Here is a 25669-nt window from a genome sequence, read left to right on the forward strand (position 1 = left end):
ACAGTCAGCGAGAGGGCACGCCGGCTACCCGATCCCCGGCATAGCGATGTACCCTGGCAGTGCCTTGATACGGTCGATCCACGCCCGGATCGCCGGGTAGGGTTCAAGGGACACCCCCCCTTCCCAGCCAACGGCGATGTAGGGGAACACGGCGCAGTCGGCGATGGTCGGACGGCCCAGGGCCAGCCAGGCGTGTTCACTCAGGTGCTGGTCGATCAGGGGCAGAATCTGGTCACTGACCTCCAGTGCGCGGGCCTTGTCCCGTGGGTAGCCAAACTTGTCCACCAGCCGGGCGATGTTCGGGCCGTTGTGGATTTCATTGGCGGCGGTGGACAGCCATTGCATGATCTCGCCCTGATGGGCGGCCGCATCCGGCCACCACTGATGGCCGCCATACCGTCGCGCCAGGTACACCAGGATCGCCTGGGAATCCCGCAGCACCAGGTTTCCATCGGTCAGCACCGGCACCTGGCCCCAGGGGTTCAGGTCAATAAACGGTGAGCGCTTATGAGCGCCGCCGGGCACATCCACCGCTTCCCGTTCCAGTTCGATGCCCGCCAGTGCGGCAAACAGGCGGATCTTGTAGCAGTTACCGGAGAGCTCCAGGTCGTACAGTGTCATGGTCGGTTCCTCCTCAGGATGTGGGTGTGTCGTTGTCGGTCGCCGGTTCAGGCAGTAGCTGGTTAAACTCCAGCACGTTCCTGTCCGGGTCGCGGATAAACAGGGTGATGCGCCGTGGGCCAAGGCGATGGATTCCTTCGGTGATGGGAATGCCGGCCTGATCAAGCCAGTCCTTCAGGGCGTAGAGGTCGTCCACCACAAAGGCGGGGTGGGTGACACCGGGCAGCTTGATCGGCTCGTCCAGAAGGACATTCCTGCCGTGGGGCAATCGCGTGGCATTGAAGATCAGGTTGATGCGCGCGCCATCGGTCGTTTCCATTTCATTGGCCTCGTACTGGCCGAAATGGCGTACCTCCTCAAATCCGAGCTGTTCGTAGAAGGCCACCGCCTCCTGGCGATCGCTCACCCGGATACCGACGTGGTCGTACTGGCGAATGGGCTGGGGCTGTTTCATGACTGACTCCGAGTGGTGACGTTGTGGGACCAGTAAACGCCTCCACACGGATTCAATAAATGCCGTGGACCTGCTAGGTTTATTCAGGTTTTTGCACAAATCCCCGGTGAGCGGCTGCGGAAGGTATCTGACGATGGACAAACTCAAGGCCATGAGCACCTTTGTCGCGATTGTCGACGAGGGCAGTCTGTCCGCCGCTGCCGACAGGCTGGACCGATCCCCGGCCGCCGTGGTGCGGACCCTTGCCACACTGGAAAAGCACCTTGGCGTTCGCCTGCTGAACCGCAGCACCCGTCGCATTGCGTTGACGGACGAAGGCCATGAATACCTGCGACACAGCCGGCAGATACTGGCGGATATCGAGGCGATGGAGATCCGGCTCGACAGCTGCCGCGCCAACCCGGCGGGCAAGCTGAGGATTACTGCCCCGGACACCTTCGGGCGCCTGCACCTGGCGCCGTTGCTGAACCAGTGGCTCAAGCAGAATCCCGGCATGAGTGCCGAACTGAGCCTGGACGATCATATTGTGGATATGATTGAGGAGGGCTTTGACCTGGCGCTGCGTATCGGCCATCTGGCCGATTCCTCCCTGGTGGCACGGGTGGTTGGCAGCACGCCGATCGTGATCTGTGCGAGCCCGGCCCTGATGGAGCAGCTGGGGGAGCCCACCCACCCCAGGCAGTTGTCGGACTGGCCGATCGTATGCTTCGACCCCGCTGGCGAGGTGTGGCGATTCCAGGTCGATGGCGAACCCTGGGAGCAGCGCGTCCACCCCGTTGTCAGTGTCAACAGGATCGAGGCAGGGCTCGACGCCGCCCGGGACGGCCTCGGCCTGTGCCGGGTGCTGGGTTACCAGGCGCAGAAAGACCTTGAAGATGGCACGCTGGTACCCGTCCTGGCGGACTACATCGTATCGGAACTGCCGGTGCAGTTTGTCTTCCCCCACAGCCGACTGCTGTCACCGAGGGTACGGCACTTCCTGGACTCGGTGGTGGAACCATTGCAGCAACGCATCGGGGCCATACCCCGATCCGGTGGAGTGACATAACGTGCTAGTCCTTGACCAACGCAGCGCCCAGCGAATTGTCGACCGCACCATGCCGGCCATCGGCCACTCGGTGAATGTTATGAGTCCGGACGGCCTGATCATCGCGTCCGGTGACCCCCACCGGGTGGGTAGCCTGCACGAGGCCGCGCGGCTGGTGGCCGAGGGTGGCGAACCCCTGATCATTGGCGAGCAGGATTGCGACAACTATCCGGGCGCCCGGCCCGGCGTCAACCTGCCCGTCAGGGTGGAGGGCAGGCTGGCGGCGGTGGTGGGTATCTCCGGTCCACCGGAGGAGGTGTCCCGCTATGCGGATCTGGTCCGGATAACCGCCGAACTGATGCTGGAGCAGGTCGCCCTGCTTGAGGCTGGCCAGCATCGCCGGCGTCACATCGAGGAAACCCTGCTGGCGGCCTGCAGTGGCAAGCCGGTCCCGGCGGTGTGGTTCGAGCAGCAGGGGCTCAGGGCTGACAGCCTGCGGGTGGGGGTGATTGTTGAGGCCCATGGCGAACCCGCAGTTGAGAAGGTGCTGACCCCGCTGGTGTCCTTCCTGGAGCGGAAAGGCAAGCCGGTACTGGCGGTCCGGCAGTCCACTTCACGCCTGCTGGTGTTCCTGGAGATTGAATCGGGCCGCCCTGATACGGACCGTATCCGCCGTATGCTCAACCTGACAGCCCGCGACGACGTGGCCCTGGCGGTGGGGCAGACGTTTACCACCGATTTTGAGCTTGGTTACCAGTCGGTCCAGGCTACCCGGGAGGTCGGGCGGCGCAAGACCCCACAGGCCCTGGACCTGCGCTACACGGACCTGCGCATGGCGGCGCTCTGGCACAGCCTGTCACCGGGATGGCAGCAGCAGGATCTACGGACCCTGATCACAGCCGTCCGGGACGAGAGACAGGGCGAGGGCTACCTGAAGACCCTGTCACGGTTTATCGAGTGCAACGGCGAGGTGCAGCGTTGCGCCGATCAGCTCCATATCCATCCCAATACGGTTCGGTATCGCCTGCGCAAGATCCATGGCCTGACCGGATTGTCCCCGTTTTCCCTGCCCGATCTGTTGCTACTGCACCTCGCGCTGGAAACCCATCCGACCAGTTTTGTAGAAAATGACAAAAAGCCCTGGTAAGCCCTGGGTATTTTTTGTTCAAACCGCTAAAGACCTGTTGCCGGTTAGCTTCTAGACTGTCGCGTCTTGTACCCGGATTCCGACAAGAACGACTAACGGAGTGTAAAGATGCATCTGGTCCTGATCCTTGTGGCACTGATTGCCTTCATTGTATTCGCCACCAGCAAACTGAAACTCAACCCCTTCATTACGCTGCTGCTGGCCTCCTTCATTGCGGCCTTCGCCTTCGGCCTTCCCATTGATTCCATTGAAAGCACGATCCGCTCGGGCTTCGGCGGTATCCTCGGCTATATCGGCCTGGTCATCGTGCTCGGCACCATTATTGGTGTGATCCTGGAGCGCACCGGCGCCGCCATCGTCATGGCCGAGAGCATCGTGAAGGTGCTGGGACCACGGTTCCCGACGCTGACCATGTCGATGGTGGGGTTCATCGTTTCCATCCCCGTATTCTGTGACTCCGGCTTTGTCATCCTGAACAGCCTGAAGCGCTCCATGGCCCGCACCCTGTCGGTGTCACCGGTTGCCATGACCGTGGCCCTGTCCACGGGCCTGTTCGCCACCCATACCCTGGTACCGCCCACCCCGGGCCCGATTGCAGCCGCAGGCAACCTTGGCCTTGAGGACAACCTGGGCCTGGTGATCGGCGTTGGCTTTGTGTTCGCCCTGATCGCGGCGGGCGCGGGCCTGTTCTGGGCATCCCGTTGCCGTAACCTGGAAAGCCGGGAACTGGAGCTGGCGGAAGAGGCCTTTGAGGAGGCAAAGGAACACTATGGCGAACTGCCATCTGCCTGGGCCGCGTTCGCTCCGATCTTTGTGCCCATCGTGCTGATCTGCCTGGGTTCCGTGGCCAGCTACCCCACCGAACCGCTGGGCACGGGTGCGCTCTACGAAACCCTCAACTTCCTGGGCAAGCCGCTGAACGCCCTGATGGTCGGCCTGGGCTTTGCCGTCCTGCTGTTGCAGGGCAAGGGCAAGCTTGAGGAGTTTGCACGCCACACCCAGAAAGGCCTGGAAGTGTCCGCGCCGATCATCCTCATCACCGGTGCCGGTGGCGCCTTCGGCAGTGTGCTGTCGGAGACCCCGCTGGGTGACTACCTGGGGGACACCCTGTCCACGCTGGGCCTGAGTGTCATCATGCCGTTCCTGGTGGCGGCAGCGCTGAAGTCCGCCCAGGGTTCCTCAACCGTGGCGCTGGTCACCACCTCGGCCCTGGTGGCGCCACTGATGGGGCAGCTTGGCCTGGACTCCGAGTTTGGCCGGGTGCTGGCGGTGATGGCCATTGGTGCCGGTGCCATGACGATCTCCCACGCCAACGACAGCTACTTCTGGGTGGTCTCCCAGTTCAGCAAGATGGATGTGGCCACGGCGTATCGTTCCCATACCGCCGCCACCCTGTTCATGGGGATTGTCACCATCGTGGCGGTCTGGGCGGTTTCCCTGGTAGCGCTGTAACATGCGAGTGGTCATTGCCCCGGATTCGTTCAAGGAATGCCTCAGCGCCAGGGAAGTGGCGGCGGCCATTGCCGAGGGCTGGCAACAGGCCGCGCCCGGGGACGACCTTTCCCTGGTGCCCCTGGCCGATGGCGGTGAGGGCACCACGGTGGCCCTGGTGGAGTCCCAGGCTGGCAGGCTGATACCAGTCGACGTCACCGGCCCCCTGGGGTCGACAGTCCGTGCACAATACGGGCTGGTGGATGACGGTCGCACCGCCATTGTGGAAGTGGCCGAGGGCAGTGGATTGCACCACGTTGCCGCCGTGCAGAGGGACGCCATGCAGGCCACCAGCCGTGGCACCGGCGACGTGATCAGGGCGGCACTCGCCCATGGTCCGGACAAGCTGGTGCTGTGCCTGGGGGGCAGTGCCACCACCGATGGCGGCGCCGGAATCCTGCAGGCGTTGGGTGCCCGGCTGCTGGATTCGTCGGGCCGAGACATACCGCCCGGTGGCGCCGGCCTGCGATTGCTGGACGCCCTTGACCTGTCGCCTGCACTGGAGGCGCTTGCCGGCGTCCAGCTGGTGGTGGCCTGTGACGTCAGCAATCCACTGCTGGGCCCGGACGGGGCCGCCGCCGTCTTCGGGCCACAGAAGGGCGCGCTGCCGGAAGACGTCCGCCAACTGGACAGCGCCCTGGCGCACTTTTCCCGCCTTGCCGCCGAGCAGGGCCATGATATCCACTCCTTCCCCGGTAGCGGCGCCGCTGGCGGTATCGGCGGTATGGTCGCCGGTATGCTGGGGGCTACCCTGAAATCCGGTATCGAGCTGGTGATGGAGACCGTGGGCCTGGCCGGGCAGGTTGCCACTGCCGACCTGGTGATTACCGCCGAAGGCGCCATTGATGCCCAGAGTGCCGCCGGCAAGACCCCGGCCGGGGTATCGTCGCTGGCCCGGAAAAGCGGCGTGCCGGTGATCGGGCTATGTGGCCGGCTGGGCCGTGACCTGCAGGCCATGCACGAGCTGGGCCTGACCGCCGCCTACTCCATCGTGCCGGGGCCGGCCACCCTTGAAGAAGCAATGCACGAGGCCGAAGCCAACCTGAAGCAGACGGCGGGGCAACTGGCCCGGACCGTCCATGGTCTTTCCCGGGGCTGAGTCCGCCTGATTCACGGGCAATCCGGTGGGCCCCGCGGATCTGGCCGCGGCGGTTAGGCATCCGGAAGAGGCAGGCTATGGCTCGAACCGGCTGACCTCGATACCGGAGCCGACCGGCAGCATCACACTGGTGATTCCCGGCTTATGCCTGATGGCCTCGGCATAGGCCTTCACCTCAGTGTTCGCGGGTCGAATCATGTTGTCGGCCACAATGATGGCACCCGGGTTGAGCTTCGGGTAGAAGCGTTCCAGGCAGGGAACGTACAGATCCTTCCAGAGATCGACGAAGACGAAATCCAGGCCATCCGGCAGCGCGTCGATCATCTCCAGGGCGTCCCCGACCCGGAAATCGATGGACCCGGCGAGCCCCGCCTTGGCGGCCATCTCCTGGGCGAAGGCTGACTTGTAGTCATGCTTCTCCATGGTGATCAGGCGCCCGCCCCGGGCCCGTGCGGCCTCCGCCAGCCAGATACCCGAGTACCCGAACGACGTGCCCAGCTCCAGGATGCGGGGTGCCTCCAGGCTTTTCACCAGGATGTTCAGCAACTGTCCGGTTTCCGGTCCTATCGCCCGCATTCGCATGTCCTGCCCGCCGTCCCGGCCACCCGGGGCTTCGGTTCGCGGCTGGCTGGCTTCCTCCCGGGCGATTTCCTGGTAGTGGTCAAGTACGTCCTGAATGCGCTGGTCCATCGGCAGTTCTCCCGTCACTGGTGTTGACCACCTTCCAGCCGGTCACCCATGACGAGGTGCACTTGCTGGAGGGGATACGTCGGCGTGCCTGGTTTGCATGGAGATGGTCCCCGCCTGCGGGCGGGCTTTAATAGGCATGATATCGAAGACGTTAATGAGTCCCGTCCAAGCTGTAAAGCAATCGCGTCGGGACGCTCTGTTCCGGTTTCTGGTACATAAGGCAAAAGGCCAGGTACTGCCCCGGATTAGCTGGTCGGGGCAGTCATGGTCGCGTTTTCGCTAGCCGTTGTCGGGAATCTCCGGCTCAATGAGTCTGGCAAGCTGCTCAAGCGACTCCTGCCAGCCCAGGTAGCACATCTCCACTGGAATGATCGCAGGAATCCCTTCCTGGACGATACGAATATCCGTGCCACAGGACACCGCTTCGAGATCAATCGTAACCGTCATCTCTCCGGGCAGATTAGCGTCATCAAAACGGTCTTTGTGGCGAATACGCTGGTTTGGCACCAGTTCAACGTATTCCACGGTGAAGGAGTGCTGGCTACCGGTACCGAAGTTCGTGAATGACATCCGGTAACCACCACCCGTGCGGGCATCCACCGAGTCGTGGATCTTTCCGGTGAACCCGTACGGCGGCAGCCAGCGCTCCAGAGCGCTTTGATCTGTAAACGCCTTGTAAACCCGCTCGGCCGGGGCTTTCAGTACCCGGTGCAAGTGAACCGTGCCTGTTTCTTCATTGGACATGTTGGTCTTCCTGGTAGCTCGTTGGTTAGACAGCAGACAGTTGGAAAATGACCGGCGTCCGCCAGGGCATTCCGGAACCTGTCTGCTCCTGCCGGTAGTCGGATGGGGCTTCCCGAAATCGACACCGAAGGGATCTTCTTGTCGGCTGAAAGGACGGGGCTACCTCAATGGCCCGGGTTCAGGGCAACATTGATGCCTCCCTGGAGGCCAGGAGTCTACTTGGAAGGCTGAGCGGTCGTGCCGGACCTATGCAGGCTTGAGACTCACTTTCTGTTGCCATAACAACGACCTTGCCCCCGTACCGGAATTAATGATCGTGTTGGTACCTACGACTTTCTGTACTGAACAGTGTTATGGGGTAACTCGACGTCGCCAGTAGCCGGGCTTTCTTGAGTGGTGGGCAAAAGCAACGACCATGATGACCCGGTCTTTTACGATGGTTATTAGGGAGAAAGGGAATCTATGAAGTACAAGCTGCCTGGCTCCGGCTTCTGCAGCTTTATAGGATACTGGGACTAGAGGGGGATTTGGTTCTTCGAGCAGTCTGATCGCTTGTTCAAAAGCATCAGTCAGGCGCCTTCCGAGCCCGACCTCTTCCTGCTCATACCAGAAAACCGCTTCTTCGAATTCGGTGGCAGCTTCCCTGCTGACTCTTACTCGCAAAGGTATCAGCCTCCGATTCGAGATCTGGCTCGAGACAGCACTTCCCTGGGATCAAGCAACTCTGCCTCTCCTGACTCAATTTTTTGGATTCTACGACAGATCTCACGGTCCCAGGCCTCTGCAACACTGTCGTCTGCAGGACCATCCAGACTGGCAACCAGATCTCTGGCCAGGGCCGCGCGCTCTTTTTCAGAGAGGGTCAGGGCAGCATTTCTTACGGTTTCGAGCTCTACCGCAGTCATTTCACACTCCGTGGAGACAGGTCTCTCTGAATCATGCAGGATGTTTTATCCCATAACAAGTGACTGTGGTCTCAGCCGTTCACTCCCTCTGAACCAGCGCCCGATGTTCAAGGCAAAAAGAAAAACCACCCGGCCACCGCCGGCTCGCCTACAACCAACGCATCGGATAGCGATGCCCGGAAACCAGTCGGTGGTAAACCACCCCGAACGCCACGATCAGCACGGCCCCGGCTGCCGCCGGCATCAGCAGGAAATCCCAGTGCTCTCCCGCCAGCATCACCACTAGAGGGTTGGCACCCGCTGGCGGGTGGGTGGTGTTGGTCAGCAGCATCAGGCCGACCGCCAGTCCCACGGCCAGTCCCATCGACCAGGGTGTAACACCCAGCAAGGCAGCCACGGACAAGCCAATGGCCGTGGTTAACAGGTGACCCACGATAATGTTCCTGGGCTGCGCCAACGGGCTCTCGGGCAACCCGAACAGGATCACCATGGTTGCGCCGAAGGGTGCCATTAACCAGACCGAAGATTGAAGGGCACTGCCCAGGCTGCTAAGGGCGGTAATGCACAGCATCGCCCCCAGGCCGGCTATCAACGGGATGAGGTAACGTGAAGAGATCAGGCGTTGCTGCATTTGTAAAACTCCATAGTAGACAGATCGGTCTCCCTAAAGTAGACAAGGTTGTCTACTGATGTCAAGATGCGTACACCTTGGTGCGATGCGGGGATAGTCATGGATAAACGGGAACGGCTAGTGAGTACGGCCTTTACATTGTTCTACGCACGGGGAATCCACGCCGTGGGCATTAACCTGGTGCTGGCGGAATCCGGCATCGCCAAGAAAACCCTTTACCACCACTTCCCGGGGAAGGAGGATCTGGTGGAGGCGGCCGTCCGTTACCGCGACGGCAGTTACCGGGCCTGGCTTGAGTCGAGACTGAACCGGGTTCTCGTCGGTAAACCCGCTTTGCTGGAGCTGTTCAGCGCCCTGGATGACTGGTTCCACAGCCGGGTGCCGGAGATCGAACCCTTCCATGGCTGCTTCTTCATCAATGCCAGTGCGGAATTCGGCGACCGGGACAACCCGATCCACCGGGCCTGTGCGGAGCATAAGGCCGGCATCACGGCATTGATCCGAAAGCATGTGGAGGCATTGTCCCTCCCGGAGGGAAGGACGGACGAGATCACGCGCCTGATTGTCCTGCTGAAGGAAGGGGCTATCTCAATGGCCCATGTTCAGGGCAACCTTGATGCGGCCCTGGAGGCCAGGGGGCTGGTGGAGGGCATGCTGTGAAAGGACTTCTGATAGCAACCGCGTTGCTTATGTCGCCGCTATGCTTCGGCGACAGCGTGGAAAGTGAGCTGGTCAGCGCAGCGATTGATCGAACGAAAGAGAGGGTGATTTACGACGGCTCCTACTTCTCCATTCCTTACCCTAATGGCGATGTGCCGTCACATATTGGTGTCTGTACTGACGTCGTAATCCGGTCTTACCGCGCTATCGGCACGGATCTCCAGCGGCTGGTTCATGAGGACATGGCGAGCAATTTTGACGCTTATCCTTCAAACCGGATCTGGGGGATGACCGGAACCGACAGAAACATTGACCATCGTCGTGTGCCAAACCTGAGAGTGTTCTTCTCGAGAAAGGGGCAATCCCTGGCGGTATCCGACAGCCCGGCTGATTATCTGCCCGGCGACATCGTCACCTGGAGGTTGCCCGGAAACCAGCCCCATATTGGCATCGTTACGGACCAGTATTCAGACACCACGGGAAATCCCCTGATCGTTCACAACATAGGTCTGGGGCCACGTCTCGACGATATGTTGTTTGCCTACAATATAACGGGGCATTACAGATATGTTCCGGAGTCGGGTGCCGGGAGCGATTGATGTTAGGGGGTGCCAAGACCAGAAACGAGAGGTGATGGTTGTAAGATGAGACAGTGGCCGGATACCTCGGCAGGGACGTTGACCTGTTGCCCGGTATCCGGGCAACAGGTGTGGATACACTACTGATTATAGAGCCACTCAGACTGTTCCAGGGCGCGATTGTTGATCCGTATCTCCGAAATGAAACCGCTGAACAAGGATGTCGACACAGTGTCATAGTCATCGCCGGCTGTCCCGATCGCCCACGGGCGGCCCGGGGCGGCAAGTAGTCCCTGCTTCACCGCAGAGCCGGATCGCATGACCTGTTGGCCGTTTACATACATCAGCAGTCGCTCACCATCGTTCACCATGGCCACGTGGTACCATTGCCCCGGCTGAACTTCCCACGACCAGCTATCCGGCTGTTTGCCATTCTGTGAGACGGTAATCCACTGAAACTCTGTCAGAGAGGAAACGTTCAGGCCCACCGATGGATCGTCGCCACTGCAGGACAGTTTATGGAAGTTACAGATATCGGTGATTGAACGCCGGTGGTTGAGGATGCCGGTCCATGCATAGGTGTCGGCATCCCAGTCTTCCGGCAGGCGCACAATCGCCTCAATGGTGTACTCCGGCAGATACCCAAGCTCACCACTTAGAGCTTCCTGGAACGTTAGGCCAGGCGCCTCGCTACGTAGATAATAGCCTTCACTCTCGCCGATGGGGTCGAAGTGGGCTGAGCCGGTCGAATGCCCGAAAGGTGGGTGCTCAGGGGTGACCCTGAAATACTCGGATAGGGGTTGTGACGGGTTCTGTTGGGCGGTCAGGGTCATGCTGTTGCCGTTACCGGACGCATCAATGAATCCGGGGGCACCGTTGCTTCCGGTGACCCGGTGTGCCTCGTCCAGAACCCAGTAGGCAAGGGTACCCTCAATGTTGCCGGGGGAGCCCTGATTCGCCACCGGGTCCTCATTGAAGTTGGAGAATCGCTCTTCAAAGTCCATGGGGATAGTGTGCTCCCACCGCTCAAGCTCATCCTGCGGCCCGCGCTGAGCCTGCGGAATATTCGCTACCCAGGGGGAGAAGGAACGGAAGCGCAGCATCTTATTCGGTAGATCGAAGGTGATGAGCTGCATCATGCCATTGCCACCCCAGAAACCGGACTGATAGTCCACCACCTGCATGATGACGTCATTGCCATACTGGTTCTTGGCGATCATCGTGCCTTCACCGTGGTGATGGCCGTTAATGGTCAGAAAGATCTGGTCATTGTTGTAGATCAGGTTGCTCCAGAGGCGCCGACCATGATCGGTAAACATTGCACCATGTTCGCTGGTTTTATCCTTGGTGGTATTGAGCAATTCATGGGTGGTCAGGATGGCCGGCATATCGGGGTGCTTGTCAAGAACCGACTGTAGCCAGTCGATGCTGGCAAAAGACGTACGCCAGTCGGTGGCCAGAACCAGGTAGTCACGGACCTCGCCATGAAAAATATGGTAGGAGTTGAAACCGGTTGGGTCGGTTCCCTGAAAGGTCAGGAAGCGTGATGCTTGCAGATCGGCCGAGAAGTGGTCGAGATAGGGCTCCGCCGTCTGATCACGTTCAGTATCGTATTGCCAGGACTGCAGCACGTCGTGGTTGCCGGCAAGGACGCTATAGGGCGTTTCCGAGTTCTGATTCAGGATGGACAGCGCCTGCATGGCGTTAGTCCACTCATAGTCCTGAGTGGCAATATCGACCACATCACCAAGATGCAGAGTGAAAGGGATTTTCTCCTCCACGTAGTTATCGGCAATCCACTGCGTCTGCGCATCAAATCGCTCCGGCGAATAACGAGAGTACTTCTGCGTATCTGGCAGAATGGCGAGCGTAAAAGAATTGACGGGTTGTTCATTGGTACCGTCGTTATCACCGGGACTATCGCTGTCGCCGTTATTATCAGGACTGCCGTCGTCGCCGTCATTAACAGGATTACTGCTGTCGCCCCCGTCTGAGCTGTCACTATTGCAACCCAGCAGGCTGAAGGTCAGCACCAGCAGTAGCAGGAGCCTGGTGAAGGTATTGCCGGGGGGGAGTTTGAGATATTGCATTTGCCTAGTCACGTTTACTTCCAATTGGGGAACGGGCAAACGAAATTAGCAAGCAATTATTTAGGTCTGATGAAGAAATTGTTACTCGATGGCGGCATCGGCGGGCATTTGTCGAGCTGGGCCGGAACAGCCCGAAAACTAACCTACTTCCGTCGGGGCGGCCTCCTCGGAGAGAAACTGAGCAGCACGCTTAGTGACCTCTTGGGCCCTGAGAATTCGCCTGTGGCCCAAGCCTTCGGTTTTCTCAAGCCGAGCATCTGGCAATGCATCAGCAATGGTTTGTCCATCCGAGACCGGTACTTCCTTGTCTGAAATGTCGTGAATAACCAGCACGGGCTGGGTGATGCTGTTTTTCAGTGCAGGCACCAGTGTTTCATTCAGGGAAACACCCATCTTACTCTCAAGTGCGGCCGGAAAGCTCTCACGGGCCCGGCCCTTGAGTCCCATCAGGGGCGCGATTCGTTGGGCCCCCCCAATGAACCGAGGCCTGTGGAGCAACCAGAACCGCCCGCCTTGCATCCAGCCCTCCACCAACGGTAATTCGCTCTACAGACACTTGAGCCTCATGCTCCCAGTCTTTAGGTGGTAAGCGACGGGGTGCTACCAGCAGGTGTGCTGCCAAACTCGCTGCAAGCCTTGCAGAGATCGGCTGTATAGTGGGAATCAATTTCAGGGTCAATGAATACATGCAGAGGCTCCATGAGCGAGGTTATATAGCAAACTCGATGATTGCCATTGGCGGATAACCCTTCAAGGACGGCAATCGCAACCTTAAAGTGATGGCTTAGCCGGATAACCGACTACGTATCAAGTCAGATATCAGTCAGAAAATAATCTATACATTTTCTCTATGGACTCCGGTCCATACGCAACCACTCCAACAGGAATGGCAAAGTCAATTGCTTCAAGGACCTTCCCTGCCCATACTGGGCTAAAGCCACCGCACAACTCGATGAGTTGAACGCCATTTTTTAATAGAGTTTGTGCGGCATTAATGCCTTCGGATGGATCTCGTACACCCACCACGGTCATCATGAAATTCTCCGTCCCCTGTTGTTGAATAAAACTGTCACCGGTGACTATGAATCCGAATTTTGTCAGTGCCATTGCTTCTTTCCTTTGGGTAGTGGGTTTTGATTATGAATAGTATTGGATGTTAAGCCCTGGAGTTTCAGTCGAATATGTGTTTAAGAGTTATCTAGTTTGTGCGATGAAAGTGTTTCCAGATATACAGCATCTACTGGAGAAATATATAATTGCAAGTATTATAGGGCTGGCATTTCTCTGTAATCACAGGGTGGTTCCCATGTGAACGGTGTGATTATCGGAAAGCGAACACGTGTAGGTAAAGGACTATTAAGGTCATGCTGATGACCTCGGAGGACACATGCTTGAACTCAGGCTTCTGAGATATTTTGTCGTTGTTGCCCAGGAAGAGAGCATTGGACGGGCGGCTGAGAAGTTATGTATCTCTGCATCACCTCTGAGTCGACAAATACAACAACTCGAGGAAAGGCTAGGTATATCTCTATTCACCCGTGAAAGCGGTCGGATTCGACTGACCCACGACGGTGAGCGGTTCGCTCATAGTGCAAAATCGCTTCTCCATCATGCACAGGAAGTTGAGCAACAGGCGCATCAGATACGTGACGGTTTCGCAGGGAAGATAAACATTGGTTACGTCGAAGGAGCGCTGAACACCAGGATACTTCAGAGTGCACTTCGTCAATTTGGAGATGAATTTCCTGGCGTCGACGTGGAAACAAGGTTATTACGGTCATACGCACAGGTTGAAGCGGTTCGAAAAGGAAGTCTGGATATCGGCTTTGTTTACTCCTCGCCCAATGATGTTGACGAGCTAGAGGCGCACCTGCTTATGGAGGAGCCGCTGATTATTGCGGTACCGGGAAGCTGGTCACTCGCGAACGAACCTTCGATCTCTGCAGATCGTTTGCAGCACTGCCCAGTGGTTGGGCTACCCAAGTCCTTTCACCCTGAGGCCAACAAAGACCTGATACGGGAATGTAAGACTGCTGGCTGGGAGCTGGACATTCGCTATGAGGCCTCAGAACCGTCGACAGCAGTAGAGTTGGTTGAGGCCGGTCTCGGGGTTGCCTTGGTGCAAAAGAGTATGTGTTATTCCCATCCACAAAATGTAGTCATGCGAGAACTGCCTTGGCTACAGTGTTCAGTCCGTATTTATCTGATACACAGAAAAGCCATAGAAAAGACCTCCGTCGCACGGTTTGTTGATATGGCTTTGGATTAATCACTCACCGTGGCCGCGAAGGGCGCGATTGGCGTTTCAGGCCTGCTACATTGTAATCCCGGGCGCGTGAGATTAGCCGGGGAGGGGGCGTATCCTCCGCCTTCAAAAGAAAAACAGGTCTGTCCCAGTTTCCAGTGCAGTTCACGGAAAGTACCGACACTCACCGGGCCGGTTTTTGCGCCTGAATGGTCAGGGCCGGCATGGGGAACTCGACCGTTCCCGTACTGGTGACAAAGTCCCGGAACGCGACGTCAGCCTCGCTGGCCAGTCTTTCGAACTGCGCATCATCCAGGATGCCGCCCAAGGTAAACACGCAGGCGCGTTCGGTCGCAATCATGTCGCCGACGGTGTCGAACCTGACCGTTCCCCGTTGCTGCTCAATCTGTGGGTCCGGAATACCGGCCTGGGCCACGACGTGTCGTAGATGGTCCACATTACCGGCGCTGAAAGGCGCCCTGAACGATTCGGCAACCTCGGCACCAAACAGGCTGTTCAGCACTTCAGCGAACACCGCATAGCCGGGGGAACGGTGCACGCCATCACACACCGCAACCAGAAGGGTTCCTCCCGGTTCGAGTACGCGCCACATCTCGGCCAGCCCTTGTGCCCGGGAGTCGAAAAACATCAGGGCAAACTGGCTCAGAACTGTGCCAAAACTGGCGTCCGTAAAAGGCAGGTTCTCGGCCGGGGCGTGGCGCCAGCTAATGGTCGGGCGCTGCTGCCGGGCTACCGCCAGCATTTCCGGGTTGATATCCGCACCCGTGACACACGCATCACCGGCGATATCCGCGGCGGCTGACGCCAATACGCCGGTACCGCAGCCTACATCGAGCACGGTGCTACCGCTACGGACGTTCGCCTGCTGTGCCAGTCGAGGACCCCACTGGCCAAACAATGCGGGTACAAACTGTTGGTGATAGATTAAAGCAGGACCTGGGGAATTGATTTCCACAGTGCTGAGCGAGGACATGGCAGCCTCCCTTATCTGGCGTCGGATCGCGATGGTGATCCGTTTCCCTTAACTCGAATGCTAGGGCGAGCCATGCAGAGGAACCATAACCGGTCGTCCGAATATAATGTCCCAACGTCCGGGCCGGCAAAGGCCGTGGATGCGCTTCTCTCCAATGTGTTGGAAAACATCCGTTTGCAGGGGGCAGTTTTCTTTGGCTGGCAGCCCAGTTGGCCATACGCAACTGGCGTTCCCAACGAGCGTCATTTCAGGGAGCTGATCTTGCCGACGTCCGATCAGGTGATCTCCTACCATATCGTGCTGGAAGGTCCCTGCTGGGCGACCGTGGAAGGCGAACAGCCCGTCAGACTGGAGGGCGGCGACATCCTTCTGATACCTCACGGCGATGCCTACATCATATCGGACCAGCCCCGGGAGCCTTCTGACGGCGATATAGGCCCCGCCCGAGAATTTTTTTCCCTGATGGCTGCCGGTGGCCTGCCCCTGGTGATCGAAAACGGTGGTAACGGCCCCGGACGGAACCAGCTCGTGTGCGGCTTCCTGGGGTGTGACCGACATCCGGTGAATCCTCTGCTGGAGGGGCTACCCAGCTACATCGTACTTTCACGTTCGGCACTGGAGGGACCGATTAACGATCTGGTGGATATTGTGCTTCGGGAGTGTCGCCATCCGCAGGTTGGTAGCCAGTCCATGATGCTCCGTCTGGGGGAGGTGCTGTTTATCGAAGTCATCCGGCAGTACGTGCAGCAGCGGGACCTGATCAACAACCCCTGGATAAGGGGGCTGTCTGATCCGCTGGTCGCCAGGAGCCTGTCTCTTCTGCATGGCCGCATTGCGGATGCCTGGACCCTGGAGAAGCTGGCCAGCGAAGTGAATTGTTCCCGGTCCGTTCTGGCGGAACGCTTCAGCCGGGTCATCGGAGTGCCACCGATGAAGTACCTGAGCCTATGGCGATTGCAGGTAGCCGCCCGACTACTGCGTGACCGGCAGGACAAGATACTGTCGATCGCTCTCAGTGTGGGCTACGAGTCGGAAACGTCTTTCAGCCGGGCCTTCAAACGCGCCATGGGGCGCAGCCCCAGCGAGTTCCGCCGGTCTGTGCAGCCGGTGATAACGGATCGAAAAAACGGATCAACGTAGCGGGGCCAATGGAAAGGCTCGGGAAATAGCCTGGGGACGTCCAACACTACCGCGAGATAACTTCATCGCCGGCCTGTTTGTAGGCGTGAGGGTGTGGCTGCTTCCTGTTTGAACTCAGGAGGAAAAGAACGTCGCTTTCTGGTCATCAGACACCTCGCTTATGGTGGCGATCTTACCACCTACGTTGATGTCCAGAATCATTGAACCACTACAACTTGATACGTTCACGATTTTACATACAACAGGATCGCTTTTCTTCTACCTCCATGGAAAGAGATTTATGACACTGATTCCGAGCGGGATCAAACATTTGAGCAATCCGTTGACGTGTTTGAAGGTATGAAAAAGTGGTACCTGCAATGGGGTTATGCAACATTGGAAGTGCCGAGCCTGCGTGTCGAAGAGCGGGTCTCTTTCATTCTGGAAGCTGTAGATCGGGACAGGAATAGCCCTATCCTGGATTTTTCGTTCTGACTGCACAGGCCCTTTTTTGACGAAAACCGTGACAGACTTATTTTCCTTCGCTCTGGTAAGACAAAAATAGATCTGTCCCGGTTTCTAATCGGTCCCGGTTTCTGAATCTGTCCCAGTTTCTGGTGAAGCTGGCGGATACTGCGCTGCGCGCCGACAGCTAACCCACTAACCCAGGGCGTAATATGTGCGTCACCTACAGGCTATAGAAGGAAGTCCTATGACTAAGCATGCTGGTTCCTGCCTGTGTGGCACAGTGAAATTTGAGGTACACGGGGACTTCGACAGCTTTTACCTGTGTCATTGTGAGTACTGCCAGAAAGATACGGGATCCGCTCATGCAGCAAATCTATTCTCGCAGTCAGCTAAACTGACCTGGCTGGCGGGTATAGACGCTGTAACGTCCTTTACGCTTCCTGGTACTCGCCACAACAAAAGCTTTTGTAGGACGTGTGGTTCAGCATTGCCAAGTACTCAACTTACCGGTTTGCTCGTTGTTCCCGCAGGGTGTCTGGACACTGAAGTCTCTGTGCTGCCAACTGCGCACATCTTCACATCGAGCAGAGCAGTGTGGGACGGGGCGATTGGTGACGTGCCAGAGTTCGAAGGTCTGCCAGAGTGAGCCAAGACCTCATAACCAGTGGCTGTTGCCGGACGTACCTCCGCTGACGTTCCGGCGCGCCGCATAATCGGGCGTTATGCCGAGTAGGGATGATGAATCGTGAAAAAGATCTGGATTGTGTCTGTAATCTTTGTTTTGACCGCTGGATGCAGTAGCAAAGCCGTATATGAGGACATCCAGCGCAACAATCGCCAGGAATGCAACAGTGTCCCGCCTGCTCAGTATGAGGAGTGTGTGGAGCGTTCCAATAAGCCCTACGAAGAGTATGAGAGAGAGCGAAGAGCCGTGGTAGGTGACAATTAATATGCTCCGCCCCTGGCATCGACGGGGGCCAGAAGCCTGCGGGTTGGCGGGTGTGGCATAACCCGCGACTGTGGTACTAATTGTTCGTCCCGAAACCCGCCGGTCAAAAGGCGGGAGGACCAACCGCTCACCCGCCAGGCACACCCACTCTACATTGCGAGTAATAAACCGGGACAGATTTTTTTCTTCGCTACCGGAGTTTTCGTCAGAGCTGAGACATCCTCTCGCAAAGACTAACAGGTCCGGACTGCGTGGTCTCCGAAAGGCTGGAGCAAGACGCCATCCATTGACATCGAACCAGAAATCCAGAAAGCTGGGCCTGCTGTTTTAACAGGATGTTTCACGCACTAAAAGGAGATTTAGGATGAGCAGCCCCGCCGTCGCTGAACGTTACGTGACGCCTGACTTCAAGCAAACTCCGTTGATGGCTCTGGCAGACTTGATGGGCCTGAGGAGCCACCGGCCCACCATCGCGGCGTCACCTGAACTGTATTCGCCCATACTTTCCGGCATCGTCGTCTATCGTCATCTGCCCTCCCGGGAAAGACAGCAAGTCAACGACGCCATTATCAACAGCATCCCACGAAGTGGCCTGACCGCTCGGCTTATGGAACTCGTAGCCGATCAGAGCGTCCAGCCCTACTGGTACATGTGGTCGCTTTCCGACGAGGAGCTGAAAGAGTTCTTTGATTTCAGCACGACCACTGCGGAAGTGACCGAGCAATTCAACCCGCTGTCCCCTCCAAATCTCACGGTCACCACCGTTGCAAGTGGCGTCCTGATTATGTCCAAAGGGGGCGGTCGGGCGCTGGCCTCTGACGCGCTCAATTCCATCAGAAAGAGCAATCTGATGACAGCGGTGGGTCGTCGCTTTGGTCTGAGCCCGGCCACGGTCCGATCCCTGGGTATAGCCGCCGTTCCTGCCCTGATTGTCATTTCCGGGCTCAACATTATGGCTAAGAAGCAGGCAGGGAATGCAAGGCGGGAGCTGGCGGCCAGGGGGCTGCTGGTTTACGAAGACCTCTAATATGCTAGTGCTAATGTTGGTCAGCGGGCTTGGTGGCGCGTTCTTCTACTATTCCCTGTTAAGGGGCCTGAGACTGGGCACAGTAAGCAAAGGGCCCGCGTTATGGGTCAGGTGTGTGGCTGCCAGCGCCATGATGTTAGCCGTATGCGGGAGCATCATCGTTCGGTATTTCTACGAGGATGCGCCCTATACTCTTACGCTTGCCCTCTGGCCCGCATTCATCCTGGCTCTTGAGCCCGGTTACCGTGTAGCCGGCGTACACGTCAAAGAAACCGAAAGCGACGAGAGTTGAGCATGCGTTCATCAGCCATTGCCTCAAAAAGACCTGACATCGGCCACCTGGGAAAAGGCGTTGTGTTTGGCCTTCTCGCCTGCATGAGTTCAGTAACGCAGGCCTCAGAATCGACACCGCCCTACGACGAACGACTTGTTCCGCTGGCACAGACCTTTCTCGGCCTCCAGCTCTGTGCAAGCTACGCGACAGAGCAGGAACAGAACGTGGCGAAAGGTGATGAATATAGCCAGAAGGCCTGGAACCTCTACGATAGCGTTATCGACACTGGCTGGGATAAGCAGCTGTTTTCCTCGGCCATGGTTGTAGCCCATGAACAGAGGTCTTCGCTTGAAGTTAGGGATGATGATACACCCGAGAGCTTCAAGCGCCGCCATCAGTCAGGAAAGCCCTGCGAGGAGGCGGTAGCAACGGCACAGGCCTACCTGTCCGGGGGAATACCGAAACCACGCTAAGGCTACGGCTGGTGCGCAAGGCCGCCCGCAGCCCTGCCCTGGATACCGACAGCGGTCGCGGCCTGGCAGCACCATGCCGTGATCTTTAGGACCTACTCCAGACTCATCATATAGACGCCCATCATATTAGCGACGGTTGTAACAACACCCACGACCGTCAGATAGTAGAAGTGCTGAAAAGTGGGTATCCAGGCGAAGGCCAGAAACAGGGTTGAGTAGACCGCAAAATAGCCGATCAGGAAGCGCTTGGTCTGGGTGACCACATGGGTGTTCAGCCTCATTGAGCAGCAGGCGGTCAGGACTGCGGCGGTGGGAACAAGAATGTCGGCAGCAAACCAGAGTACGGTAGTGAGCTCTCCAAGGTCTTGCACAAGGGCCTTGAAACCGAAGTTGGTCAGCACGGCAATGGCAACGCTGGCAATAATGAGCAGAGCGCCCGGCCGGCTGTTGAGGATGGCTTCCTGAATCTCCGGGACAGAGTCCGTGTGGTGCCTGAGCGCATACCGGAAGTAGTCACGGCGGCGCCACCCGGAGAGTCCGTTTGTGGACCACACGGATCCGGTGGTGCTGTCCAAGAGATAACCGTGGATTGCAACAAAGGGTATACGCAGCCGCCCCTGACGAAGCCCGCGCAATGCCTTCCGACGATGGTCAGTCTGGATGCGCTGACCCACCACGATGAGCTCGAAAAACACCGGGAGCCGTTTCAGGGCTTTGGCTCTCTTCTTCCTGGCTTTTGCACTGTGGCGGCTTTCTTCCACCGGTTCCTCCGCTTCCGGCTCCGCCAACAACTCTTCCCGGGCCTGCGCACCTATTTTAGAAAGCATCTCCCGGTTCAGATCCGCAGGCACGTGATCCTCAATAACCAGGGCTACCTTGATGGCAAAGGGGCGTTGTTTTACCAGCATGCGGGAACAATAGGGCTTCAGTCGCCGCAGGGCCGGGGAGGTAATGACCACGGCATGGGTCATGCCCTCAATCTCCGTCAAGCTGCTCATGTCGGGGAACGGGCCACCAATCAGCGGCAGTGCATTGAGATGCTTCGCCTTCTCGTCCAAGAGTTCAAGGAAGAGGCGGTCCTGTTCGACGGGGTCGCTGGTGGCGTCGAAGCAATCCCAGTAATTGTCCTCTTCGGGGAAAGGTGGCTCGCGGTCGCAGTCCGTGAGCAGCAGCCAGCCTTGTTCGGTTACCAGGCGCTGACAGAGTTGATCCACGGATAGTGTCATTGGAACATCCTTTTAAGCGATTTCGCGCCTCTTCGATGAGGTGCCGTTATAGCTCTTGGGCCATCCGTCCTGAGCTTGGGGGACTCGCGCTTTACCATGTTCCCATAATGGCTTGGGCCAGGTTCGTTTTAACGTTGAGGCACCCATCTGCCCAGTTTCCGTACGCCCCAGCCGAGCAGAAGCGGAGTGACAAAAACGATCGCTGCAAAGAGTCCAGTCGTCAGTGACTCCGTTCTGGCGCTCGTGATCAATTGCCACCCTGACAAGTAGTCGATGGCAAAGAACAGGAAATAGAGCGTAGGTGCCAGCCAAATGGCATGAGCATTTTTACAGAGAACGAAGGATAGCAGGGTCGCACCGAGGAAGGCAGACCAGAACGACAGGGCTTCGCCCGCTGACAGGGAAGTAAGCAGTTTCGCCCCGCCCAGGAATACCAGGAAATAGACCGTGATAAACAGCCAGGTTTGTTGGTTCATGGAATAACCTCAGGTTCCATCGCGGTTGTCCATTGGCACTTCACTGTGTCTCGGAAGAGCAGGCCTCTTTCAATATATTCTCATCAACGCCATAGATACCCCGCTCACTGAACAGATCAAAAATACCCTGCTCATCCAACGCCTGAGAGACGCTGCCAACGTAGTAGGTCTGATACCGCAGATGGCAAGTGTCCAGAATCTGGAATTCTCCCGAACCGCCGCCAAGGATGCGTAATTCGTTATCAGAGCGGTTATCGGGGGTATCGTGGATGGTGCCGCTCCAGCGACCATCTATCTCGGTACGCTCGCCATCTTCGCTGACATAGAAAAACCGGATCCTGTCGCTCTCGATCCAGCCACCGTTCGGATCGGACTGCATCAGCAGGAATCCACTATCCGGAATACGGTACAGCCGGGAATCGCCTTCGTATTCCTGTTCCTGACCACCCGAAATGTTGAACACCAGATAGAACTGGCCAACAAAGCCTTCGGGGATGACGTAGGTTTCAGGCTCACGGTCTGAGGCGTAGGTGCAGCCGCTGGTGACGATCCAGAGAGATGCGGCAACAACAGCACTGAGACAACGAAGATTGGTATTCATAGATTCTGCAGTTCCATAAAGCACTCATCGGTCCAGATATCGTCCCAGTAGGCGGTTTCCAGGCCCATGCAGCGTTGGTCATTGGGGTTGGTTCCCAGGAAGTCCTGGTTCCAGTCGCTGATCCGGCGATAGGCACGCTCGCCGCTCGGTAACGTCTTACCACGATGGTCCGCAATCAGACCGCTAAAGGCCCCGTTTTGCTTCAACGGAAGCCGGGCTGTGCAGGCAATCATGCTGACATTGCGATCTTTCGAGAGACTTGTTGCCGCAGCCCCTTTACGGACATGAACGCCGAGGAAAACAGGCTGTCCGTCCGGACCCACCATGAATGCTTCACAATTGGGGAACCCGTCGCCCCGAACGAGCAGCACAACGTCCAGATGTCGATTGGACGGATCGAGATAGACGATCAGCTCATAATTGACATCGAGCGTTGGCACGTAGGTAACACCAAACTCCTCCTGCAACTCTCCTGAATACGGCATGGCATGATTTTCACCGGCGTAGAAGCCTTTCACTCGCACACGGTAGCGGTTGTCTGTAAGGCGATCAGCTTCGGCCGTTGCCCTACCTCTTGGCCCCAGTTCTGACGAGTAGACCTTGGGAGTGTCCGACCATGGCGCTTTGGAGGGATCGGACTCTGTTTGCCGCTCGCTGACTGAGCCGGATTTGATCCCGAGCTTGAAGCGGTGCCAGATTCTTGAGGTTACCCGGGTAACTCGGCCACTGGGGGCCAGGGAGAAGCCCCGGTCATCACCCTCGAAACAGAAGCCTGACCAGCCAAATGTCTTTTCAGGATGGAATGAACGGATATTGAACTCGTAATGAGTGAGATCGGCAGGAGCCTGGATGGGCATGATGACCTTCCTTGGAGTCAGATGTCGTCGGTTACAGATATCCTTCTGTGTCTCGAAGACTATCGGGTAAGGCCTGTGTACTCAATATCACCCGCCAGGAATTGGATAGAGCGCACAGACCGACTCATGGATTAGAAATGTCTCCATACAAGTGACTGTGGCGCCAATAGAAATTACGCCAAAGCAGAGAGTCTGCCAGGCGGGCAAGACACCCACTAACCCGCCCGGCGCAACACCACTCACTGCGAACTCAACCAAACCCCCAACAACTCCCGCTCCTCCTCAGTCATCCCCGTACTATTCCCCAACGGCATGTAATGCGTATCCACCGCGGCCTGCCTCACCTTGCCGTTGTGGTCGGCCAGCAGTGACAGGTCATCCAGCCGTATCCCCGCCGGGGCGGATTGGAAGCCGGGTTGGGTGGGTGTTTCGGCGTGGCAGGCCACGCAGTGGGTTTCCACGATCTGCGTCACGGTCTCGTCGCTGACGGCGGCGCTGTCCGTGTTGGCGGAGGTGGTGGGTGTGGGGGCGATTATCCAGATCAGCGTCACGGTCATGATGGCCGAGGCCAGCAGGATCGAGGGCCGGTGGATGTCCCGGTGCTTCAGGTTGAAGTAGTGGCGGGTGAAGGCGGTGATAAAGCCGATGGCCGCCAGGATGGCCCAGCCGTATTCGTGGCTGTACAGCATCGGGTAGTGGTTGCTGATCATGATGAAGATGATCGGCAGGGTCAGGTAGTTGTTGTGGGTGGAGCGCAGCTTGGCCAGGGCGGCCAGCCTTTCTACCTTCTCGTCTGGCTCCCTGCCTTCGTTGAGGGCGTTCACCAGCGCCCATTGGGACGGCACGATGCCCAGGAACACGTTGGCCACCATGATGGTGCCGATCACCGCCCCCACGTGGATGAAGGCGCCGCGACCGGAGAACACCTGGAACAGGCCCCAGTCCACCACCAACAGGATGGCGAACAGCACCAGGCCGAAGGCCTTGCCGTTGTCGGCCAGGGGGCTGCGGATCAGGGCTTCGTAGAGCGCCGTTACTCCGATCAGGGTGCCCAGGCCGATGGCGATGCCGGCGCCCATGCTGATGTCGGCTTTGGCCGGGTCGATCAGGTAGCCCGGCGAGCCCATGTAGTACACCACGAACAGCAGCGCCAGGCCGCTGAGCAGGGTGGAGTAGGCCTCCCATTTGAACCAGTGCAGTTCCTTCGGCATCTTTTTCGGGCCCAGTTTGTACTTGGCCACCTCGTAGACGCCACCGCCGTGGATGGCCCACAGATCCCCCTTGATGCCTTCCTGTTTCTTCCACTCCGGTGGTTCCCGCAGGTGGTTGTCCAGCCAGATGAAGTAGAACGAGGCGCCGATCCAGGCGACCCCGGCAATCACATGAAACCAGCGGACCATCAGGGCTAGCCACTCGCTGAGGTAAGCTTCCATCAATCAGACTCCTTGGGCGGGGGAGGTGGGTTTTGGGGTGTCGCTCGCGGTGGAGAGCGGGGCATCGCCCGGTCGCCGGTAGCGGACCTCGCCGGCCACGGCGGTGGCGGCGATGGCCCGGTCGTCCCCCAGGATCATCAGGCTGAACAGGGTTTCGGCCAGGGTGTTGGTATAGGCCTGCTTCATGTCCATGGCGGGTGTGGCGCCCTGGTCAAGCACCACGAAGTCGGCGTGGCGACCGGGCTGGAAGCTGCCGGTTTGCTCCGCCTGGTGCAGCACCCGGGCGTTACCCAGGGTGGCCAGGTAGAAGGCCTGCCAGGGCGTCAGGGTCTGGCCTCGCAGGCGGCAGACCTTGTAGGCCTCGGCCATGGTGGCCAGCATCGACAGGCTGGTGCCGCCGCCCACATCCGACGCCAGGCCCACGGTCACGTCGGCCTCCCGCGCACTGCGGAAGTCGAACAGGCCGCTGCCCAGGAAGGTGTTGGAGGTGGGGCAGAAGGCAATGCGGGTGCCGGTCTCTGCCAGGCGCTGGCGGTCGTGGTCATCAATATGGATGCCGTGGGCCAGCACGGTGTGGTCCCCTAGCAGGCCATAGTGGTCGTAAACGTCCAGGTAGCTATGGCGGTCCGGGAAGAGTTCGCTGATCCACTGGATCTCGCCGGTGTTCTCGGCCCAGTGGGTCTGCACCATCACGTCCGGATGTTCGGTGGCCAGCTTGCCCGCCAGGGTCAGTTGCTCGGGGGTGGAGGTCGCCGCGAAGCGCGGGGTGATCGCGTAGCGCTGGCGGCCACGGCCGTGCCACTTCTGTAACAGGGCCAGGCTGTCGTCGTAGCTGCCCTGGGCGGTGTCGGTGAGGTTGTCCGGGGCGTGGCGGTCCATCATCACCTTGCCGGCGGTCAGGCCCATGCCCCGGCTTTCGGCGGCCTCGAACAGGGCGTCCACCGAGGCGGGGTGGGAAGTACAGAACACCAGCCCGGAGGTGGTGCCGTGGGCCAGCAGCAGGTCGGTGAACCGTTGTGCCTCGGCCCGGGCCCAGTCGCCATCGCTGAAGCGGGCCTCGTGGGGGAAGGTGTAGGTCTCCAGCCAGTCCAGCAGTTGTGTGCCGTAGCTGGCCATGACGCCCAGTTGCGGCATGTGCACGTGGGTGTCGATAAAGCCGGGTACCAGAAGGCGCTGGTCCCAGTGGGTGACCGGGGTACCGGCGGGCAGTCGGGGCAACAACTCGGTCGCATGGCCGGTGGTGACTACCTTGCCGTTGTGGACCACTAGCAGACCGTCTTCGACGTATTCCAGGCTGCCATCGGCGGGATCGGGGGCGTTGCCCGGGTCGTCCAGGAAGTGGAGCAGGGCGCCCCGATGGGCTTCACAGCCTTCGGGCAGGCGGGCGTTG

28 protein-coding genes and 1 pseudogene are annotated in these 25669 nt (G+C 58.6%); 12 read left to right on the forward strand and 17 right to left on the reverse strand.

Features of this window, described 5'->3' with window-relative positions; translation table 11 throughout:
- Positions 1-24 precede the first annotated feature (24 nt).
- Entirely contained in the window at positions 25-621 is a 597-nt protein-coding gene (locus ACJO2E_RS17860) for a glutathione S-transferase family protein (RefSeq protein WP_406965651.1), read from the reverse strand.
- A 13-nt stretch (positions 622-634) separates the two neighbouring features.
- Positions 635-1075, reverse strand: a complete 441-nt coding sequence (locus tag ACJO2E_RS17865; protein WP_406965652.1) for a VOC family protein — start codon at positions 1073-1075, stop codon at positions 635-637.
- 133 nt (positions 1076-1208) lie between these two features.
- Here ACJO2E_RS17865 and ACJO2E_RS17870 point away from each other — a divergent pair, with 133 nt between their 5' ends.
- The 4 genes from ACJO2E_RS17870 (at position 1209) to ACJO2E_RS17885 (ending at position 5839) form a co-directional block, all read left to right on the forward strand.
- Positions 1209-2123: a LysR family transcriptional regulator gene (locus ACJO2E_RS17870; RefSeq protein WP_406965653.1), complete on the forward strand. Its 915-nt coding sequence runs from the start codon at positions 1209-1211 to the stop codon at positions 2121-2123.
- A gap of 1 nt (position 2124) precedes the next feature.
- A complete protein-coding gene (locus tag ACJO2E_RS17875) occupies positions 2125-3249 on the forward strand; it encodes a sugar diacid recognition domain-containing protein (RefSeq protein WP_406965654.1) in 1125 nt (374 codons plus the stop codon).
- A gap of 108 nt (positions 3250-3357) precedes the next feature.
- A complete protein-coding gene (locus tag ACJO2E_RS17880; RefSeq protein ID WP_406965655.1) occupies positions 3358-4701 on the forward strand; it encodes a GntP family permease in 1344 nt (447 codons plus the stop codon).
- A 1-nt stretch (position 4702) separates the two neighbouring features.
- A complete protein-coding gene (locus tag ACJO2E_RS17885; RefSeq protein ID WP_406965656.1) occupies positions 4703-5839 on the forward strand; it encodes a glycerate kinase in 1137 nt (378 codons plus the stop codon).
- A gap of 75 nt (positions 5840-5914) precedes the next feature.
- Here the strand turns inward: ACJO2E_RS17885 and ACJO2E_RS17890 are convergent, their stop codons facing one another.
- The 5 genes from ACJO2E_RS17890 to ACJO2E_RS17910 form a co-directional block, all read right to left on the reverse strand.
- Positions 5915-6529: an O-methyltransferase gene (locus ACJO2E_RS17890; protein ID WP_406965658.1), complete on the reverse strand. Its 615-nt coding sequence runs from the start codon at positions 6527-6529 to the stop codon at positions 5915-5917.
- Positions 6530-6808: 279 nt separating this feature from the next.
- Positions 6809-7273: an SRPBCC family protein gene (locus ACJO2E_RS17895; RefSeq protein ID WP_406965660.1), complete on the reverse strand. Its 465-nt coding sequence runs from the start codon at positions 7271-7273 to the stop codon at positions 6809-6811.
- A 351-nt stretch (positions 7274-7624) separates the two neighbouring features.
- Positions 7625-7936: a type II toxin-antitoxin system RelE/ParE family toxin gene (locus tag ACJO2E_RS17900; RefSeq protein WP_406965661.1), complete on the reverse strand. Its 312-nt coding sequence runs from the start codon at positions 7934-7936 to the stop codon at positions 7625-7627.
- A gap of 5 nt (positions 7937-7941) precedes the next feature.
- Positions 7942-8178, reverse strand: coding sequence for an addiction module protein (locus ACJO2E_RS17905; RefSeq protein ID WP_406965663.1), 237 nt, complete (start codon positions 8176-8178; stop codon positions 7942-7944).
- A gap of 148 nt (positions 8179-8326) precedes the next feature.
- On the reverse strand, positions 8327-8809 hold the full coding sequence (locus ACJO2E_RS17910; RefSeq protein WP_406965664.1) for an HPP family protein: 483 nt from the start codon (positions 8807-8809) through the stop codon (positions 8327-8329).
- A gap of 99 nt (positions 8810-8908) precedes the next feature.
- Between ACJO2E_RS17910 and ACJO2E_RS17915 the strand changes: the two genes are divergently transcribed.
- Entirely contained in the window at positions 8909-9469 is a 561-nt protein-coding gene (locus tag ACJO2E_RS17915) for a TetR/AcrR family transcriptional regulator (RefSeq protein ID WP_406965666.1), read from the forward strand.
- A 29-nt stretch (positions 9470-9498) separates the two neighbouring features.
- Positions 9499-10068: a DUF1287 domain-containing protein gene (locus ACJO2E_RS17920; RefSeq protein WP_406965770.1), complete on the forward strand. Its 570-nt coding sequence runs from the start codon at positions 9499-9501 to the stop codon at positions 10066-10068.
- Between the two features lie 119 nt (positions 10069-10187).
- Here the strand turns inward: ACJO2E_RS17920 and ACJO2E_RS17925 are convergent, their stop codons facing one another.
- From ACJO2E_RS17925 to ACJO2E_RS17935, 3 genes are all read right to left on the reverse strand, one after another.
- On the reverse strand, positions 10188-12137 hold the full coding sequence (locus ACJO2E_RS17925; protein WP_406965668.1) for a laminin G domain-containing metallophosphoesterase family protein: 1950 nt from the start codon (positions 12135-12137) through the stop codon (positions 10188-10190).
- A 138-nt stretch (positions 12138-12275) separates the two neighbouring features.
- Positions 12276-12530 carry an alpha/beta fold hydrolase gene (locus ACJO2E_RS17930; protein ID WP_406965670.1) on the reverse strand — a complete coding sequence of 85 codons (255 nt, stop codon included), beginning with the start codon at positions 12528-12530 and terminating at the stop codon, positions 12276-12278.
- Positions 12531-12956: 426 nt separating this feature from the next.
- Entirely contained in the window at positions 12957-13244 is a 288-nt protein-coding gene (locus tag ACJO2E_RS17935) for a DUF6506 family protein (RefSeq protein ID WP_406965672.1), read from the reverse strand.
- A 280-nt stretch (positions 13245-13524) separates the two neighbouring features.
- Here ACJO2E_RS17935 and ACJO2E_RS17940 point away from each other — a divergent pair, with 280 nt between their 5' ends.
- Positions 13525-14406, forward strand: coding sequence for a LysR family transcriptional regulator (locus ACJO2E_RS17940; RefSeq protein WP_406965673.1), 882 nt, complete (start codon positions 13525-13527; stop codon positions 14404-14406).
- A 160-nt stretch (positions 14407-14566) separates the two neighbouring features.
- Here ACJO2E_RS17940 and ACJO2E_RS17945 read toward each other — a convergent pair whose 3' ends face one another.
- A complete protein-coding gene (locus ACJO2E_RS17945; protein ID WP_406965674.1) occupies positions 14567-15376 on the reverse strand; it encodes a class I SAM-dependent methyltransferase in 810 nt (269 codons plus the stop codon).
- Between the two features lie 72 nt (positions 15377-15448).
- Here ACJO2E_RS17945 and ACJO2E_RS17950 point away from each other — a divergent pair, with 72 nt between their 5' ends.
- The 5 genes and pseudogenes from ACJO2E_RS17950 (at position 15449) to ACJO2E_RS17970 (ending at position 19686) form a co-directional block, all read left to right on the forward strand.
- Positions 15449-16516: an AraC family transcriptional regulator gene (locus ACJO2E_RS17950; RefSeq protein WP_406965676.1), complete on the forward strand. Its 1068-nt coding sequence runs from the start codon at positions 15449-15451 to the stop codon at positions 16514-16516.
- Between the two features lie 243 nt (positions 16517-16759).
- Positions 16760-16990: pseudogene (locus tag ACJO2E_RS17955) on the forward strand (AAA family ATPase); the annotation flags it as partial.
- A 217-nt stretch (positions 16991-17207) separates the two neighbouring features.
- Positions 17208-17609, forward strand: a complete 402-nt coding sequence (locus ACJO2E_RS17960) for a GFA family protein (protein ID WP_406965678.1) — start codon at positions 17208-17210, stop codon at positions 17607-17609.
- Between the two features lie 667 nt (positions 17610-18276).
- The gene (locus ACJO2E_RS17965) at positions 18277-18939 is read left to right on the forward strand and encodes a hypothetical protein (protein ID WP_406965679.1); all 663 of its coding nucleotides are present in this window, start codon (positions 18277-18279) and stop codon (positions 18937-18939) included.
- Positions 18940-19233: 294 nt separating this feature from the next.
- The gene (locus ACJO2E_RS17970) at positions 19234-19686 is read left to right on the forward strand and encodes a hypothetical protein (RefSeq protein WP_406965681.1); all 453 of its coding nucleotides are present in this window, start codon (positions 19234-19236) and stop codon (positions 19684-19686) included.
- Between the two features lie 92 nt (positions 19687-19778).
- Here ACJO2E_RS17970 and ACJO2E_RS17975 read toward each other — a convergent pair whose 3' ends face one another.
- The 6 genes from ACJO2E_RS17975 to guaD form a co-directional block, all read right to left on the reverse strand.
- Positions 19779-20912, reverse strand: coding sequence for a hypothetical protein (locus ACJO2E_RS17975; RefSeq protein ID WP_406965683.1), 1134 nt, complete (start codon positions 20910-20912; stop codon positions 19779-19781).
- Between the two features lie 128 nt (positions 20913-21040).
- Complete coding sequence (locus ACJO2E_RS17980) at positions 21041-21388, reverse strand: hypothetical protein (RefSeq protein WP_406965685.1); 348 nt, start codon at positions 21386-21388, stop codon at positions 21041-21043.
- 40 nt (positions 21389-21428) lie between these two features.
- Positions 21429-21989: a DUF6843 domain-containing protein gene (locus tag ACJO2E_RS17985; protein ID WP_406965686.1), complete on the reverse strand. Its 561-nt coding sequence runs from the start codon at positions 21987-21989 to the stop codon at positions 21429-21431.
- Entirely contained in the window at positions 21986-22846 is an 861-nt protein-coding gene (locus ACJO2E_RS17990) for a hypothetical protein (RefSeq protein ID WP_406965688.1), read from the reverse strand. The genes ACJO2E_RS17985 and ACJO2E_RS17990 overlap by 4 nt, the downstream gene beginning before the upstream one ends.
- A gap of 239 nt (positions 22847-23085) precedes the next feature.
- Positions 23086-24279 carry a urate hydroxylase PuuD gene (locus ACJO2E_RS17995; protein WP_406965690.1) on the reverse strand — a complete coding sequence of 398 codons (1194 nt, stop codon included), beginning with the start codon at positions 24277-24279 and terminating at the stop codon, positions 23086-23088.
- A 3-nt stretch (positions 24280-24282) separates the two neighbouring features.
- Complete coding sequence (guaD, locus tag ACJO2E_RS18000; RefSeq protein ID WP_406965771.1) at positions 24283-25659, reverse strand: guanine deaminase; 1377 nt, start codon at positions 25657-25659, stop codon at positions 24283-24285.
- Positions 25660-25669: the final 10 nt, after the last annotated feature.

Origin of the sequence: Marinobacter shunpengi (assembly GCF_045449695.1) — a bacterium.
GTDB lineage: Bacteria > Pseudomonadota > Gammaproteobacteria > Pseudomonadales > Oleiphilaceae > Marinobacter.